The following is a 16841-nucleotide window of genomic DNA, read 5'->3' on the forward strand; positions in this document are numbered from 1 at the left end:
ACACACCGGTGGTGCATCTTTTTTTGGGTGAGTATTGAGGGGCCATCGCGGCTCGCCGGGGTCGACCCCCCGGCGGTGCCGCACTACAGTTGTCGTTGAACTGTGACCGAACAACACGTGTACACACAGCTTTCGCGGGGAAGGCTGATGGGAACGCTGGTGAGGGGGTCCCCATGTCGAAAGTCGATGTCGCGGCGCTGATTGCGTTGTGCGCGGCATTGGCCTCCGCGATCGGCGATGTGATCCGGCAGCGCTCCGCACAGGAGATCACCGACAAAGAAGTCGGCCACCTGGAGCTGTTCCGCATGTCGCTGCGCGACAAGCGGTGGTGGATTGGCGGCCTGGCGGCGATCGTCAATTACAGCCTGCAGGCCGGCGCACTGGCGTGGGGGTCGGTGGTGTTGGTGACGGCGCTGCAGGTGACCGCGTTGCTGTTCGCCTTGCCGATCTACGCGCGGCTGACCCATCACCGGGTCACCCGCTGGGAATGGATGTGGGCGGTAGTCCTCGCCGCGGCGCTGGCGGTGGTCATCATCGTCGGCGACCCGACGGCCGGCCAGCAGCGGGCGTCGCTGGAAACCTGGATCATCGTGGCCCTGGTGATGGGCCCCACGTTGGTGTTGTGCGTGCTGGCGGCGCGTATCTGGTCCGGTCGTCCGATCGCGGCGGTGCTGCTGGCGGTGGTCGCGGGTTCGTCGTTGGCGCTGTTCGCCGTGCTGACCAAGGGAGTCGTCGAGGTAGCCGAAGGGGGCTTCGGGGCCGTGCTGCGCGCGCCCGAGTTCTATCCCTGGTTACTGGTGGCACTGTGCGGAATGATTTTCCAGCAGTCCGCCTTCCGTGCCGGCGCGCTGACCGCGTCGTTGCCGACGATGACCGTGGCCAAGCCCGTGGTGGCCGGTGTGCTCGGGGTTACCGTGCTCGGTGAGTCGCTCGAGGCCCAAGGGCCCGGAGCGTTCGTACTGGTCACAGCGGTGGCCATGGTGATTATCGCGACGGTCGCACTGGCCCGCGGCGAAGCCGCCTCGATGGCGGCGGAGACCGGCGACAATCCCCGGCCGGGAGACGCTTTGGTTGCGGAGGACGCCCCGGTCCGCGGATCTCTCCCCCGGGTGGGGTCCCCGCTTCGCGGGGTCCCTCCGCCGGAGGGAAGCCGGACAATCACCTAGTCCCCGGTCGGGCCAGGGCTAGCGCGCTCTTACCGCGTGGGGCGCCAGTTACTTTGGTAGGCGTGCTCAGCGCCATCGCGATCGTTCCGTCCGCGCCGGTGCTTGTTCCCGAGCTTGCCGGAGCCGCCGCCGCCGAGGTGGCTGACCTGGCTGCCGCTGTGTTGGCCGCGGCCGCCCTGTTGCCACCGCGCTGGGTCGCGGTCGGAACGGGCCGGGCCGACGACGTGCTGGGCCCCGATGGCCCAAACTTGGGTACCTTCGCGGGCTTCGGCGTCGACGTACGGGTCGGGCTCTCCCCGCGGGCCGATGACGGCGCCGGGTCACCGGTCGAGTTTCCGGTGTGCGCGCTGCTGGCCGCCTGGGTGCGGGGCCAGGCCCGGCCCGACGCCAGCGTGCAGGTTCGCGTCTACCGCAGCGACCATGACGCCGAAACCGCGCTGGCCCGCGGCGGGCAATTGCGCGCCGAGCTCGACCGCGCGGCGGATCCGATCGGCGTGCTGGTCGTGGCCGACGGCGCGAACACCCTGACGCCGGCCGCCCCCGGCGGCTATGACCCCGGCAACGTCGGCGCGCAACTGGCCCTCGACGATGCGCTGGCAAACGGCGACGTCGCCACCCTGACGCGGCTGCCACCGCAGATCCTGGGGCGGGTCGCGTTCCAGGTGCTGGCCGGTCTGACCGAGCCGGGGCCGCGATCGGCCAAAGAGCTCTACCGGGGAGCGCCCTACGGCGTGGGCTACTTCGCCGGCGTCTGGCAGCTGTGAGGCGGCTAACCGTGCGACCGCTCGCGATCATCGGGCCCACCGGCGTCGGCAAATCGCAATTGGCACTCGACGTCGTCGAGCGGCTCAGCGGCGAAATCAGCGCGGAAATCGTGAACGCCGACGCGATGCAGCAGTACCGCGGTATGGACATCGGCACCGCCAAGCTGCTCGTCGAAGAGCGCCGCGGCATTCCGCATCATCAGCTCGACGTCCTGGACGTCAGGGAAACCGCGACCGTCGCGCGCTACCAGCGGGCCGCCGCCGCCGATATCGAGGCGATCGCCGCTCGCGGCGCGGTGCCGGTGATAGTGGGCGGTTCGATGCTCTACGTCCAATCGCTGCTCGACGACTGGTCGTTTCCCGCGACCGATCGCAACGTGCGGGCGCGCTGGGAGCGGCGGCTCGCCGAGGTCGGGGTGGGCACGCTGCACGCCGAGCTGGCCCGCCGCGACCCGGCGGCGGCCGCGGCGATCCTGCCAACCGACGGCCGGCGCACGGTGCGGGCGCTGGAAGTCGTCGAGCTCACCGGGCAGCCGTTCGCCGCGTCCGCGCCGCGCATCGGCGCTCCGCGCTGGGACACCGTCATCGTCGGGCTGGACTGTGACACAACGGTTCTCGACGAGAGGTTGGCCCGGCGCACCGACACGATGTTTGAACAGGGCCTGGTCGAGGAGGTGCGCGCGCTGTTGCGCGGCGGCCTGCGCGAGGGGGTCACCGCCGCGCGCGCCCTGGGCTACGCCCAGGTGCTGGCGGCGCTCGACGCGGGCGGCGAAGCCGGTCCTGGCGTCGCCGCACTGCGCGACGCGCGGGAGCAGACGTACGCGGGCACCAGACGTTATGTCCGACGGCAGCGGTCGTGGTTTCGTCGGGACCACCGGGTGCGCTGGCTCGACCCCGCCGACCCGGCCCGCGTCGTGGACGGCGCGTTGCAGGCCTGGCGGCAAGTACTCTGATCTGGTGATCTTCGCCAAGGGCCACGGCACCGAGAACGACTTCGTGCTACTGCCCGACCCGGACGCCGAGCTGGCGCTTAGCGCCGCCCGGGTGGCCGCGTTGTGCGACCGGCGCCGCGGATTGGGCGCCGACGGGGTGTTGCGGATCACCACCGCGGGCGCCGCCGCGACGGCCGGTGTGCTGGATCGCCTGCCCGACGGCGTCAGCGCGAACGACTGGTACATGGACTACCGCAACGCCGACGGGTCGGCCGCGCAGATGTGTGGCAACGGCGTGCGGGTGTTCGCGCATTACCTGCGCGCCAGCGGCTTGGAGCCGCGCGACGAGTTCGTCGTCGGGTCGCTGGTCGGCCCGCGATTGGTCACCCTGCACCACGTCGACGAGACCAACGCCGATGTGAGCGTCGATATGGGCAAGACCAACCGGATCGGCGCGGGGGAGGCCGTCATCGGTGGCAGACGGTTCACCGGCCTGGCGGTAGACGTGGGCAACCCGCACCTGGCCTGCGTGGATCCGCGGCTGAGCATCGAAGGGCTCGCGGCCTTGGATGTGGGTGCGCCGGTGCAGTTCGACCGCGCCCAGTTCCCCGACGGAGTCAACGTCGAAGTGCTCACCGCCCCGGTGGGCGGGGTGGTCCGGATGCGCGTCCACGAGCGCGGGGTGGGTGAAACCCGTTCCTGCGGTACCGGAACGGTTGCGGCCGCGGTCGCCGCGCTGGCCGATTCCGGTGCCGATACCGGGACGCTCACCGTGCGGGTGCCCGGCGGTGATGTCCTGGTCACCATCACCGACGCCACCAGCTACTTGCGTGGACCGTCGGTGCTGGTGGCCCGCGGTGAGATCAGCGAGGAATGGTGGCGCGCACAGCAGCGTTAATTGAGGTGCACGACACCGATTTAGCGTGCACTATTGCTAATTGCTTATGACACATCCCGAAATTCCCTTTCACGATCAGCCTGTCGCTGAGCCGGCCTACGAGCCCAGCATCGGCGAACTCGCCCTCGACGACCGATCCGCGCTGCGCCGGGTCGCCGGGCTGTCCACCGAACTCGCCGACGTTTCCGAGGTCGAGTACCGCCAGCTGCGGCTGGAACGCGTGGTGTTGGTGGGGGTGTGGACCGAGGGCAGCGCCGCCGACAACCGGGCGAGCATGGCCGAGCTGGCCGCGCTGGCCGAAACCGCCGGCTCGCAAGTGCTCGAAGGACTCATCCAGCGCCGTGACCGGCCGGACCCGTCGACCTATATCGGTTCGGGCAAGGCGCAGGAGTTGCGTGAAGTAGTTCTGGCAACCGGGGCCGACACCGTCATCTGCGACGGTGAGCTTTCGCCGGCGCAGCTGACCGCGCTGGAAAAGGCCGTGAAGGTCAAAGTCATCGATCGCACCGCGCTGATCCTGGACATCTTCGCCCAGCACGCCACCAGCAGGGAAGGCAAGGCCCAGGTGTCGCTGGCTCAGATGGAGTACATGCTGCCGCGGCTGCGCGGTTGGGGTGAGTCGATGTCACGGCAGGCCGGTGGCCGCGCCGGGGGCAGCGGCGGAGGGGTGGGCCTGCGCGGTCCCGGTGAGACCAAGATCGAGACCGACCGGCGTCGCATCCGGGAACGAATGGCCAAGCTGCGCCGCGAGATCAAGGACATGAAACAGGCGCGCGACACCCAGCGCAGCCGCCGGCTGCAGAGCGACATGCCGTCAATCGCCATCGTCGGCTATACCAACGCCGGCAAATCGAGCTTGCTCAATGCGCTGACCGGTGCGGGGGTGCTGGTGCAGGACGCGTTGTTCGCGACGCTGGAACCGACCACCCGGCGCGCGGAATTCGAGGACGGCCGGCCGTTTGTGCTGACCGACACCGTCGGGTTCGTCCGGCACCTGCCCACCCAGCTGGTCGAGGCATTCCGCTCCACGCTGGAAGAAGTCGTCGACGCCGATTTGTTGGTGCACGTGGTCGACGGCTCCGACGTCAACCCGGTCGCCCAGATCAATGCGGTCCGTCAGGTGATCTCCGAGGTGATCGCCGACCATGAGGGCGCTCCACCGCCCGAGTTGCTGGTGGTCAACAAGATTGACGCCGCAGGCGATCTGATGCTGGCCAAACTTCGCCATGGGCTGGCCGGCGCGGTGTTCGTCTCCGCACGCACCGGCGAAGGCATCGACGCCTTACGGCGGCGGATGACGGAGATTGCCGTCCCCACCGACACCGCCGTCGACGTGGTCATTCCGTACGACCGCGGTGACCTGGTGGCCCGGCTGCACGCCGGCGGGCGGGTCCAGCAGGAGGAGCACAACTCCGACGGGACCCGGATCAAGGCCCGGGTTCCGGTGGCGCTGGCCGCGAGCCTGCGGGAGTTCTCCGCCCACTGACGCGGGGGGCGCCGCCCGGAACGCGCGGACGCGACCTCGACCGGCCGCCTACCAACCACCCGGTTGGTATATGTTGGGCGGCAGAGTTCCCATTCGCCGGAGGTCAGCGGAGGTTATCCATGAGCAGTGCCGTCAAGTACGAGCGCACTCTATTCGAGCCCGAGCATGAATTGTTCCGTGAGTCCTACCGGGGGTTTCTGGATCGCCACGTGGCGCCCCATCACGACGAATGGGAAAAGGCGAAGATCGTCGACCGCGGTGTGTGGCTCGAGGCCGGCAAGCAGGGCTTCCTGGGTATGTCGGTGCCCGAAGAGTATGGCGGCGGCGGCAACCCCGACTTCCGGTACAACACGATCATCACCGAGGAGACCACCGCCGGGCGTTACAGCGGGATCGGCTTCGGCTTGCACAACGACATCGTGGCGCCATACCTACTGAACCTGGCCACCGAAGAGCAGAAGCAACGCTGGTTGCCCAAGTTCTGCACCGGGGAAATCATCACCGCGATCGCGATGACCGAGCCGGGAACCGGCAGCGACTTGCAGGGCATCAAGACCCGTGCGGTCAAACAGGGCGATCACTACGTGTTGAACGGATCAAAGACGTTCATCACCAATGGAATCAACTCCGACCTGGTGATCGTGGTCGCGCAGACCGATCCGGACAAGGGCGCCCAGGGCTTTTCGCTGCTGGTCGTCGAACGCGGGATGGAGGGCTTCGAGCGAGGCCGCCATCTGGACAAGATCGGATTGGACGCGCAGGACACGGCCGAACTCTCGTTCGCCGATGTCAATGTTCCGGCCGAAAACCTGCTCGGCGAGGAGGGTATGGGGTTCATCTACCTCATGCAGAACCTGCCGCAGGAACGGATCTCGATCGCGATCATGGCGGCCGCGGCGATGGAGCGGGTACTCGAACAGACACTGCAATACACCAAGGAGCGCAAAGCCTTTGGCAAGCCGATCGGCAGCTTCCAGAACAGCCGTTTCGTACTCGCGGAGTTGGCGACCGAGGCCACCGTGGTGCGCATGATGGTCGACGAGTTCGTCCGCCTGCACCTGGATAAAAAGCTGACGGCGGAGCAGGCCGCAATGGCCAAGTGGTACTCCACCGAGAAGCAGGTGCACCTGATCGACCGTTGTCTGCAGCTGCACGGAGGCTACGGCTATATGCGCGAGTACCCGGTCGCCCGTTCCTATCTCGATGCCCGGGTGCAGACGATCTACGGCGGCACGACCGAGATCATGAAGGAGATCATCGGCCGCAGCCTTGGCGTTTAGCCCGCCGCGGCGGCCCGCCCCAAAACGTCTCGGAACATCCGCAGCCATTGTTCGGCAACCGGGGCGTCGCCGCATTGATGACGACCGGAGCGACGAACAAGTGGTCGCCTTCCGGGCCCATTGATTAGGTCGCGGCAAAGTCTTGAATGGCCGAATTCGGTCTATTCGTCGGGTAGATCGCCTACCAACTAACGGGCTCGCGTACCGTCAGCACATGCGTTTCGCGTGTCTCGACCGCATGGGTCACAGGTCGTCAAGCCGGGCGACCACGACGCTGGTGAGGGTCCACACGGGTGCTCGGAGATTTACTTCAGCGGTGCCTGTTCGGGCGGCGGCATTCGGGCCGCGCGCGGCCGGCGAGTGCTTTCCCAATGCGCGGCACAATAACCGGAACGCCGCGAAGTTGGTCGCGACACGGACGCGGCCCGGCATCATTTCGACATCAGTGGGGCATCCGTTTTGTAAAATTCGTAATGTAACTTCGCATTTCTCGTTGGGTGGAGCAAAGTTATGCGAGCCCGGGGATAATGCGAATCGTAATGGGGTTACTTCCCGCGGAGCGGGTGGGACCCGCTCGCAGGGTCTGCAGGGTGCGGGCGCGGTCAAAGATGGGGGCCTATCCGTCGGCTGGGAGGCTTAGTGAACGGGCAGAAAGGTCGAATGCGCAAGCTGTTCGGGCGCGCGCTGGTCGGCATCGCGACCACGGCGGTGGCCGCCGCACTGCTGGCGCCTGCGGCCTCCGCTTCTCCGATAGGCGACGCCGAGGCCGCCATCATGGCCGCGTGGGAGAAGGCCGGTGGCGATAGTTCACCGCTCGGCGCCCGCAAGGGCGACGTCTACGCCGTGGGCGACGGATTCGCGTTGGACTTCGACAGCGGCAAGATGCTCTACACCACGGATACGGGTGCCAAATTTGTCTATGGGCCGATCCTGGATAAGTACGAGTCGCTGGGCGGCCCGGCTGGCAGTGATCTGGGATTCCCGACCATCAACGAGGTTGCCGGCCTCGCGGGACCGGACAGCCGAGTGGCTACGTTCTCCGCCAGCGACAAGCCGGTGATCTTCTGGACGTCCGACCACGGCGCGTTCGTCGTGCGCGGCGCACTGAACGCCGCGTGGGACAAACTCGGCAGCTCGGGAGGCGTCCTCGGAGTCCCGATCGGGGACGAAACCTACGACGGTGAGGTCACTTCCCAGAAGTTCAGCGGCGGCGAGATTTCCTGGAACAGGAAAACCAAGGACTTCGCCACCAACCCGGCGGCCCTGGCCGACCAACTCAAGGGTCTGCAGGTACCGATCGATCCGACCGCGGCCATCAACATGGCCTGGCGCGCGGCCGGCGGCGTCACCGGTCCGTTGGGCGCCAAGCAGGGTGGGCAGTATCCCATCGGCGGGGACGGAATCGGACAAAACTTCGCCGGGGGCAAGGTGTACTTCACCCCGGCCACCGGCGCGAACGCCGTCGAGAGCGACATCCTGGCCAAGTACGAGTCGCTGGGCGGGCCGGTCGGCAGTGACCTCGGCTTCCCCACCGCCAACGAGTCCGACGGCGGTATCGGGCCTGCCAGCCGGATTGCCACGTTCTCCGCAGCTGACAAGCCGGTGATCTTCTGGACCCCTGACCACGGCGCGTTCGTGGTGCGGGGCGCCATGAAGGCCGCGTGGGACAAGCTCCGCGGTCCCGTCGGCAAGCTGGGCGCCCCGGTTGGTGATCAGGCTGTGGACGGCGACGTGATTTCGCAGCAGTTCACCGGCGGCAAGATCTCGTGGAACCGGGCGAAAAACACGTTCACCACCGATCCGTCCAACCTGGCTCCCTTGTTGTCCGGTCTGCAAGTGTCGGGCCAGAACCAGCCGAGCACTTCGGCGATGCCCTCCCACGCCAAGAAGTTCACGTGGCGCTGGTGGTGGTTGCTGGCCGCCATCCCCCTGCTGCTGTTGCTCTTGTTGCCGGTACTGGTGGCATTCAGATGGCGTCGTCGGCGTCGCGCCGGCCGGGAGGCCGCCGCCCGCGAGCCCGAGCGCGAAGTGGACGCCGGCTACGACGCCGCGTTTGACGGGCACTGGGGGCGCGATGAGGCCGATCTCGCCACCGAGCACTTCCCGCTCGGGGCGCCACCGGAGGCCGGCCCCGCGGCGCGAGTCAGTTGGCAGCGTGGCGCCGGGCCCGCTGCCGACCTGGCCGAGGATGTCGCACCCGCCCGCGCGTACGGCGACGAAGCGCCGTACGACTCCGAGGAGGACTCAGGTCATTTCGAGGGTCAGCCAGAGGGGCTAGAGGGGCTAGGGGGGATCGAAGAGGAAGATCCCGACGCGGTGGAGACCGACTCGATACCCGTCGTCTCTGAGGAGGCCGATCACTCGGAGGCCGGCTATCCCGAGGTCTCCGAAGAGGCCACCTACGCGGAGGCCATCTACACGGAGGCCCCGGAAGAGTCCGACTTCACGGAGGCCATCTATACGGAGGCCGAGTACCCGGATGCCGCCGATGCAGACGCCGGCTACGCGGATACCGAGTATCCGGATGTCGCGGTCCCGCATGCCGTTCCGGATGTCGCGTACGAGGAGGCCGCCGCCCCGGATACCCATGTCTCCGACATCGGCGTCCAGGAGGCCGTCGCGGCCGCCACGGAGCCTCGAATCGGACGACACGCAGCGGTGGATACCGAAGACGCGTCGGAATTGGCGCCCGGAGCAGCCAACGCGGCGCCCGGACGCGGCGCGCGCCCGACGATCCATTTGCCGCTGGATGACCCGTACCAGGTGCCCGACGGTTATCCGATCAAGGCCAATGCCAGCTTCGGCCTGTACTACACCCCCGGCAGCGAGCTCTATCACGACACCCTGGCCGAAATTTGGCTGTCCAGCGAGGAAGTCGCGCAAGCCAACGGCTTCATCAAGGCCGACTGAGCCCTGGGGTTGCAGCAAGACTCCGCCGGACGCGCTGCGGTGCGCTAAATCTTGCGAATCACCGTGACGACCTTGCCAAGCACGGTTGCGTCATTACCCGGGATTGGATCGAACGCCGGGTTGTGCGGCATCAGCCAGACTTGACCACCGGCCCGCTTGAACGTCTTGACGGTGGCCTCGCCGTCGATCATGGCCGCGACGATGTCGCCGTTGTCGGCGACGTGTTGCTGCCGCACGACCACCCAGTCGCCGTCGCAGATCGCGGCCTCGACCATCGAGTCGCCCACCACCTTGAGCAGGAAGAGCGTGCCCTCGCCGACCAGCTCACGAGGCAGCGGGAAGACGTCTTCGACGGCTTCTTCGGCAAGGATCGGCCCACCGGCCGCGATGCGCCCCAGGACGGGGACGAAGGTGGGTTCCGGCAAGGCGTCTGAGCCGGCGACCTCGGTGACGGCGGCCGCGGCGACGGCGTCCTGGCTGCCGCGGACGTCGACCGCTCGGGGGCGGTTGGGGTCGCGCCGCAGGTACCCCTTGCGCTCCAGGGTGCGCAGCTGGTGGGCCACCGAGGATGTCGACGTCAGACCAACGGCGTCGCCGATTTCCCTGATGCTCGGCGGATAACCGCGGTTGGTGACCGACGTACGGATGACGTTCAGAATGGTGCGCTGCCGTTCGGTCAGCGATGGATCCACGGAATGCAATCGGCCGTCCGCGGCGGCGGATGAGGTGTCGTTGCTGTCGCTCATGCACTGAATGTAGCCGGACATCGGCCAATAATCAAACATGTGTTCGACTGGCGTGTCGAGCCACTTGGGGACCCCGCCGAACAGGCCCCGCAGCCCACGAACGAGAGACGAATAACAAAGGTGTAACTCTCGGGAAGGCGGGGTATTCGAGGCCCATGTCAGTAGGTTGCACCGACGAACTTGTCGGTGCTGTGGTCTAGCGTTTCGCTCGTCCGACACGCTTCGCTCAAATGTTCGGCTATCGAACACACGAGCGACTATAGTCGAACACACGAGCGAGAATTAGTTGACCGGAGGAACGCAGATGACAATCATCCACACAGTCACGCCGCGTACCAGCAGCGTTGGGCGCCCGATCAACGGACCGGTGCAGGGCCTTCGTGGCCGGGATGGGCTGGTCCGCTCTCGTAGGCCCGGCCCGCCGAGGCCGGCGGGTGCGCCACCGCGCTACTACGGGACCGGCGTCGCGATGTCCTTCGCGCCTCATCGCAGGCGTCCCGTCACGGTGGCGAGTACTTTGGGGCTGGCCCTGGCCGCCGGGATGATCACCCTGTGGTTGGGCCTCGTCGCGAACATCGGGCAGATCGTCAATGGTGACGGCGCGGGATCGGCCGCCCACGTACCGGACCGGCTCGCCGTCGTGCGGGTCGATGCCGGGGAGTCCCTTCAGGACGTCGCTCACCGGGTGGCACCGGACGCGCCGGCCCGCCAAGTTGCCGAGCGGATCCGCGAGCTCAACGACCTCAACACGCCGTCGCTGGTCGCGGGCCAGACCCTGATCGCGCCGGTCGGCTGACCGCAGCAGGGTGCATTGAAATGCGCTCTCCGTCAAGGCTCCTCGGCTCTGGCGGCGGCGGGCACGCAGGTGTCGCGGCCGCATTAGCCGCGTGGGCCCGCGCGCGGGTACGCTCTGAGTGCCAACCGAACAGCACGGCGAAGGAGCGGTCATGCATTGTCCGTTCTGCCGTCATCCCGATTCCAGGGTGATCGACTCGCGGGAAACCGATGAAGGCCAGGCCATTCGGCGCCGCCGATCGTGCCCCGAGTGCGGCCGCCGATTTACCACCGTGGAAACCGCGGTGCTGGCCGTGGTCAAACGCAGCGGTGTCACCGAGCCCTTCAGCAGAGAGAAGGTCATCAGCGGAGTCCGCCGGGCATGCCAGGGTCGGCAGGTCGACGACGATGCGCTGAATCTGCTGGCCCAGCAAGTGGAAGACACCGTGCGCGCTGCGGGGTCCCCAGAGGTCCCGAGTCACGAGGTCGGTCTGGCCATCCTGGGGCCGTTGCGTGACCTTGACGAAGTGGCATACCTGCGGTTCGCGTCGGTATACCGGTCGTTCTCGTCCGCGGACGATTTCGAGCGCGAGATCGAGGCGCTGCGCGCGCACCGCAAAGTATCGAGTCCGAGCTGAGCCGGTCTGCATGTCCGCTGACTTGCATCCCGATCTCGCGGCGCTGGCACCATTGCTTGGGACCTGGGCCGGCCGCGGCGAGGGCAAATACCCAACGATCCAGCCTTTCGAGTATCTCGAGGAAGTCGCGTTCTCCCATGTGGGCAAACCGTTTCTGGCGTACGCGCAAAAGACGAAGGCGCCAGCCGACGGCAAGCCCTTGCACGCCGAGACGGGATATCTTCGCGTGCCGCAACCGGGTCACGTTGAGCTGGTTCTGGCCCACCCGAACGGCATCACCGAAATCGAGGTGGGCACGTATACGGTGACCGGCGACCATATCGAACTCGATTTGTCGACAACGGCGATCGGGTTGGCCCCGACCGCCAAAGAGGTGACCGCGCTTGGCCGTTCAATTCGCATCGACGGCGACGAGCTTTCCTACACGGTGCGGATGGGTGCGGTCGGGCAACAGCTGCAGAACCACCTCGCCGCGGTGTTGCACCGACAGCACTGAACCGCGTCAGATCACTTGTCTGACTCCGTCATTGACGACGCGCCCGCCGACCCTCACCCAGCCTTCGGGATTCCAAGTGGTTTCGATCACCGATCTTCCGGATCGGTGAACACGCGCACCACCGCGACGTCGATACCCATGGCCCGACTGTACGACCTCGGGACGAGGACGCACCGACGTCGGTAGGTCAGGTGGCGCTGCGTTCGTCGGAGCCCATGGCCTCCAGAACCGCGACGCGGGTGTCGGCCGAGCCCGTGACGGTCTTCTCGCCGCTCCCGGTGCGAAGCAGTCCGCGAAGCTTGGCCTGATCGTATTGGGCGGGCTCGGTGGTGTCGATGCAACGCTCGACGACCTCGATAAAGCGGGCCGGGTCGTCATGGAACGGAAAGTGCCCCGAGCCCTCGAAGATCTCCAGACGGGAGCCGGGCATCGCGGCATTCGCCATCAACGCGTGACGGACGGGCACCACCACATCCTTTGTGCCCCAGATGATCTGCACCGGAATGGCTTCGGTCAGATAACACCGGTCCAGCATGGTGACTATCTGTCCGCGCCAGTCCACCACGGCCCGCAATGTCCGGCTGAAGGCCGCCGAGGCGGTCGGTTCGGGCAGGTCGTCCAAGATCCGCAGCACATTCGACAGGTCGTTGCCCAGGCCGTTTGTCCCCAGCGCCCGGCCGACCACCCGCCCGGCTATCTGCACGGCCGGCAACACCAGGGGCAGTCGCAGCAACGCCAGCGCCTCGCTGCCCATCGGCAACGAGGCCAACCGGAGGGCGACGTTGACGTCCTTGGTGACGCCGCCGGCACTCACCAAGATCAACCGGTCGACATATTGGGGGAATTGATAGGCGAATTGCATCGCCACCCCACCGCCGAGCGAATGTCCCACCAGGGTCACCCGCTCGATTTCGAGCACGCTGAGCAGGTCGCGCATCCCGTTTGCGTAGGCGGCGACCGAGTAGTCGGCGCGTGGTTTGTCCGACAGGCCATGGCCGAGCAGGTCCGGGGCGATGACCGTAAACCGCTGGGCCAGCTTGGCCTGCACGGTGTTCCAGGTGGTGGAGTTGTCGCCGATGCCGTGGATCAGCAGGATCGCCGGCCCGGAACCGGCGATCCGGTACGCCCGCTTGTAACCGTGAATGGTGCGAAATTCGAGCGTGGGCGCCGTCACTTCACGCACCGGGCGAAGATTGGTCTTGCGCTTCCGCTCGGTCATCTCGCCAACCTTGTTGTCGGGCCAGCTAAGGGCGTCTGAAGAGCTCAAGCCTGGTCGTCGTCGTCGAACTTCTTCTCTGCCTGCTGGGCAAGGAATCGCTCAAACTCTGCACCAAGCTCGTCGCCGCTAGGCAGATCCTCGTCGCGAGTTAGTAACGACCTGTTCTCCTGAGCGTCGATGAAGGCATCGTACTGGCGCTCGAGCGCAGCCACCACTTGAGCGACCTCCGCGCTTGCCTGGACCTGCTCGTCGATCCTGGCCCGGATCTCTGCCGCCGCGTCGGTCAGCGCGGACAGCGGCAACTCCAGCGACCCGGTCTTGGCCACTTGCTCAAGCAAAGCCTGGGCGGCGGCGGGGTAGTCGGTCTGCGTCAGGTAGTGCGGGACGTGGACGGTGAACCCAACCACCTCATGACCGTGCTGGGCCATTCGGTATTCCAGAAGATTGGACGCGCTGCCCGGAACCTGGATCTCCGAGATCCATGGCTGGAAATCGGCGATCAATTCCCCGTTGTTGGAATGGGCAGTCAGCGTGGTCGGCCGCGTGTGCGGAACCGCCATAGGGACGGTGCCCAGGCCAATGGTTCGACGCACACCCAGCCGCTCGGCCAGCAATCGCACCGCGGTGATGAAACGCTCCCACTTCAAGTCCGGTTCCATGCCGGCCAGCAAAAGAAACGGCGTGCCGACGCTGTCGCGCAGCGCGTACAGGCTCAGCTCCGGATCGTCGTAATTGGTGAAGTGATCGGTCTTGAAGGTCATCAGCGGCCGCCGCGAGCGGTAATCCAGCAATTCGTCGATCGCGAAGGATGCGACGAGCTCGGTGTCCAGCGCGGCCCTGAGGTGGGTAGAGGCCAGCCGTATCGCATGACCGGCGTCGGAGAAGCCCTCCAAGGCGTGCACCAAAACCGGGCCGCGGCCGTCGGCCGTCGACAACTGGGGTGCCGGGAACTCGAGCTCGTACATGCCGGGCTGCCCTGGCTGGTAGTACTCGTCGTCTGGGTTTTGAGCGTGGGCCATCGGCGTTTCCTCCTCTCGGGGATCTGTCCGGGGTGCCTTGACCAGTGTCCCCCAAATCAGCGGACACCAATAACCCAACCGCCAATGTGTCCGTCGTCATGTTCGAAACGCGATAACGCTCGAACATCATCCACATACGACATTTTGCAACGGCGCCCACGTTGGCCAGCAAACCCACGGGCACGCGGGAACGCGTTGAACTCGGCCTGCCGCCGCGTGGTCGGGCATGATGTACACCAAATGCGCATACCGACGGTGTTGCTGTGCTCGGGGGTCGGCCTGGCGGCGTTACTGACGTCGTGCACCCGGCCCGCCGATCATGCGTCGATTCCCACCGTATCCGCTACGCGGACCAGCGGACCGGTGCAGCAGCTCAGCCAGGCCCAGCAAAGGGCCCCAAAGGCGGTAGCGAGTCCGGTGGACCCGGACGGGCGCGTGGGGGCGATCTTCGTCGACGGTGGCCCCCTGCACGTCTGCACGGGTTCCGTGGTGCACTCGCCGGGCGGGAACCTGGTGCTGACCGCGGCGCACTGCCTGGCCGGGGCCTCCCGGGTAACCTTCGTTCCCGGCCTTACCGGTGATGCCGCGCCCGCCGATGTATGGACTGCTGACGCCATCTACCTGGATCCACGCTGGACCGCCAGCAAGGATCCGCGCGCGGATTACGCGATCGCGCGTGTCAGCAACGAGGCGGGCACTTCGGTTGAGTCGCATGTCGGCCTGGCGCTGATGCTGGGCACGGCACCCCCGCCGGGCAGTCACGTCACGGTGTTGGGGTATCCGGCCGGCGTGGGTGGCTCGCCGATTGGCTGTCAGGCCGCCACTTCGGTCAACGACAGTGGGTTTCCCTCGGTGGCATGCGAAGGGCTGGTGGGCGGCACCAGTGGCTCGCCATGGGTCAGCGGCACCACGATCACTGGGCTGATCGGTGGTTTCGAGCGCGGTGGGTGCGCCGAGAACGTCTCGTACTCGGCGCCTTTCGACGAACACATCGCCCAGTTGCTGGCCCGCGCGGAAGCCGGGGGCCCCGGCGATACTGTGCCGAACGACCTCGTCGACACCTGCTAGCGGGACGGCCCGGTCAGCGGCGGAACTGGCTGAGCGCCCGCATCTTGTTCGTCACGTCCAGCGCGGCGACCTTGTAGGCCTCGGAGAACGTCGGATAGTTGAACACCGCGTCGACCAGGTAGTCGACGGTGCCGCCGCAGCCCATCACGGCCTGCCCGATGTGCACCATCTCGGTGGCGCTGGTGCCGAAGATGTGCACCCCGAGCAGCTTGCGGTCCTCGGTGGACACCAGCAGCTTGAGCACGCCGTACGAGTCGCCGGCGATCTGGCCGCGTGCCAGCTCCTTGTACCTGGCCACCCCCACCTCGTAGGGAATAGCGTCTTTGGTCAGCTCCACCTCGGTGGCTCCGACGTAGGAGATCTCCGGGATCGAATAGATGCCGATCGGCTGCAGGTCGGTGATGCCTTCGCACGCTTCCCCGAACGCGTGGTAGGCGGCCAGCCGTCCCTGTTCCATCGAGGTGGAGGCCAGCGCCGGGAAGCCGATCACGTCGCCGACGGCGTAGATGTGCTCCACCTTGGTCTGAAACCTTTCATCGACCCAGATCCGTCCGCGGCTCTCGACCTCGAGGCCGGCGTTTTGCAGATCGAGGTGATCGGTTTGACCCTGGCGTCCCGCGGAGTACATGACCGTCTCGGCGGGAATCTGCTTACCGCTGGCCAGCGTGGTGACGGTGCCCGCAGAGCCGACGTCGACCGCGGTCACTTCCTCGCCGAACCGGAATGTCACCGCCAGGTCGCGCAGGTGGAATTTCAGCGCTTCGACCACCTCGGGGTCGCAGAAGTCCAGCATGTCGTCGCGTTTCTCCACGACGGTCACCTTGGTGCCCAACGCGGCGAACATGGAGGCGTACTCGATGCCGATCACACCGGCACCGACGACGACCATCGAGACCGGCAGCGTCTTGAGATCGAGGATCCCGTCGGAGTCGAGCACCCGTTCTTCGTCGAACTCGACTCCGGACGGTCGTGCCGGCCTGGTGCCGGTGGCGATGACGATGTATTCGCCGCTGACGGTTGTCATCTCCTTGCGGCCCGGGTCTTCGACGACGACGGTGTGGGGGTCGAGGAATCGGCCGTGTCCGAGCAGCAGCTCGATTCGGTTGCGGAGCAACTGGTTGCGCACCACGTCGACTTCCTTGCCGATCACGTGCTGGGTCCGCGACAGCAGGTCGGCCGGGGTGATCCGGTCTTTCACGCGGTAGCTCGCCCCGTAGAGTTCGCGCTGATTCATCCCGGTGAGGTAAAGCACTGCCTCGCGCAACGTCTTTGACGGGATCGTGCCCGTGTTGACGCAGACGCCGCCGAGCATTCGGCCCTTTTCGATGATCGCGACGGATTTGCCTAGCTTGGCCGAGGCGATGGCGGCCTTCTGGCCGCCCGGTCCCGAACCGATGACGACTATGTCGTACTCCTGCATCGAACCCATGGGATAGACCATAAGG

At 66.7% G+C, this 16841-nt stretch carries 15 protein-coding genes and 1 pseudogene; 11 read left to right on the plus strand and 5 right to left on the minus strand.

The annotated features are described in order from the left end of the window. Positions 1-173 precede the first annotated feature (173 nt). The 7 genes from ACLP4W_RS22890 to ACLP4W_RS22920 all read left to right on the plus strand — a co-directional run bounded on the left by ACLP4W_RS22890 (position 174) and on the right by ACLP4W_RS22920 (position 9436). Complete coding sequence (locus ACLP4W_RS22890) at positions 174-1166, plus strand: DMT family transporter (RefSeq protein WP_442389699.1); 993 nt, start codon at positions 174-176, stop codon at positions 1164-1166. Between the two features lie 62 nt (positions 1167-1228). Further along, on the plus strand, positions 1229-1930 hold the full coding sequence (locus tag ACLP4W_RS22895) for a hypothetical protein (protein ID WP_442389700.1): 702 nt from the start codon (positions 1229-1231) through the stop codon (positions 1928-1930). Positions 1931-1941: 11 nt separating this feature from the next. Continuing rightward, positions 1942-2883: a tRNA (adenosine(37)-N6)-dimethylallyltransferase MiaA gene (gene miaA / locus ACLP4W_RS22900; RefSeq protein ID WP_442389701.1), complete on the plus strand. Its 942-nt coding sequence runs from the start codon at positions 1942-1944 to the stop codon at positions 2881-2883. Positions 2884-2887: 4 nt separating this feature from the next. Then, entirely contained in the window at positions 2888-3760 is an 873-nt protein-coding gene (dapF, locus tag ACLP4W_RS22905) for a diaminopimelate epimerase (RefSeq protein ID WP_442389702.1), read from the plus strand. A 46-nt stretch (positions 3761-3806) separates the two neighbouring features. Then, a complete protein-coding gene (hflX, locus tag ACLP4W_RS22910) occupies positions 3807-5246 on the plus strand; it encodes a GTPase HflX (RefSeq protein ID WP_442389703.1) in 1440 nt (479 codons plus the stop codon). Between the two features lie 119 nt (positions 5247-5365). Beyond that, positions 5366-6526 carry an acyl-CoA dehydrogenase family protein gene (locus ACLP4W_RS22915; RefSeq protein WP_442389704.1) on the plus strand — a complete coding sequence of 387 codons (1161 nt, stop codon included), beginning with the start codon at positions 5366-5368 and terminating at the stop codon, positions 6524-6526. Between the two features lie 639 nt (positions 6527-7165). Continuing rightward, entirely contained in the window at positions 7166-9436 is a 2271-nt protein-coding gene (locus tag ACLP4W_RS22920) for a sunset domain-containing protein (RefSeq protein WP_442389705.1), read from the plus strand. Between the two features lie 44 nt (positions 9437-9480). Here ACLP4W_RS22920 and lexA read toward each other — a convergent pair whose 3' ends face one another. Beyond that, positions 9481-10182, minus strand: coding sequence for a transcriptional repressor LexA (gene lexA, locus ACLP4W_RS22925; protein WP_442389706.1), 702 nt, complete (start codon positions 10180-10182; stop codon positions 9481-9483). A 304-nt stretch (positions 10183-10486) separates the two neighbouring features. Here lexA and ACLP4W_RS22930 point away from each other — a divergent pair, with 304 nt between their 5' ends. From ACLP4W_RS22930 to ACLP4W_RS22940, 3 genes are all read left to right on the plus strand, one after another. Next, positions 10487-10978, plus strand: a complete 492-nt coding sequence (locus tag ACLP4W_RS22930; RefSeq protein WP_442389707.1) for a LysM peptidoglycan-binding domain-containing protein — start codon at positions 10487-10489, stop codon at positions 10976-10978. Positions 10979-11129: 151 nt separating this feature from the next. Further along, entirely contained in the window at positions 11130-11594 is a 465-nt protein-coding gene (gene nrdR / locus ACLP4W_RS22935) for a transcriptional regulator NrdR (protein ID WP_442389708.1), read from the plus strand. Between the two features lie 10 nt (positions 11595-11604). Further along, complete coding sequence (locus tag ACLP4W_RS22940) at positions 11605-12090, plus strand: peroxynitrite isomerase (RefSeq protein ID WP_442389709.1); 486 nt, start codon at positions 11605-11607, stop codon at positions 12088-12090. Between the two features lie 6 nt (positions 12091-12096). Here the strand turns inward: ACLP4W_RS22940 and ACLP4W_RS22945 are convergent. From ACLP4W_RS22945 to ACLP4W_RS22955, 3 genes and pseudogenes are all read right to left on the minus strand, one after another. Beyond that, positions 12097-12183 (minus strand): annotated as a pseudogene (locus ACLP4W_RS22945) (PhzF family phenazine biosynthesis protein); the annotation flags it as partial. A 94-nt stretch (positions 12184-12277) separates the two neighbouring features. Next, positions 12278-13309 (minus strand): alpha/beta fold hydrolase, encoded by a 1032-nt coding sequence (locus ACLP4W_RS22950; RefSeq protein WP_442389710.1) that lies wholly within the window; start codon positions 13307-13309, stop codon positions 12278-12280. 44 nt (positions 13310-13353) lie between these two features. Continuing rightward, a complete protein-coding gene (locus ACLP4W_RS22955; RefSeq protein WP_442389711.1) occupies positions 13354-14328 on the minus strand; it encodes a proteasome assembly chaperone family protein in 975 nt (324 codons plus the stop codon). Positions 14329-14568: 240 nt separating this feature from the next. Between ACLP4W_RS22955 and ACLP4W_RS22960 the strand changes: the two genes are divergently transcribed. Continuing rightward, positions 14569-15396, plus strand: a complete 828-nt coding sequence (locus tag ACLP4W_RS22960; RefSeq protein ID WP_442389712.1) for a trypsin-like serine peptidase — start codon at positions 14569-14571, stop codon at positions 15394-15396. A gap of 13 nt (positions 15397-15409) precedes the next feature. Here the strand turns inward: ACLP4W_RS22960 and sthA are convergent, their stop codons facing one another. Next, positions 15410-16816 (minus strand): Si-specific NAD(P)(+) transhydrogenase, encoded by a 1407-nt coding sequence (gene sthA / locus ACLP4W_RS22965; protein ID WP_442389738.1) that lies wholly within the window; start codon positions 16814-16816, stop codon positions 15410-15412. Positions 16817-16841 lie beyond the last annotated feature (25 nt).

This window comes from Mycobacterium sp. (assembly GCF_052145595.1).
GTDB lineage: Bacteria > Actinomycetota > Actinomycetes > Mycobacteriales > Mycobacteriaceae > Mycobacterium.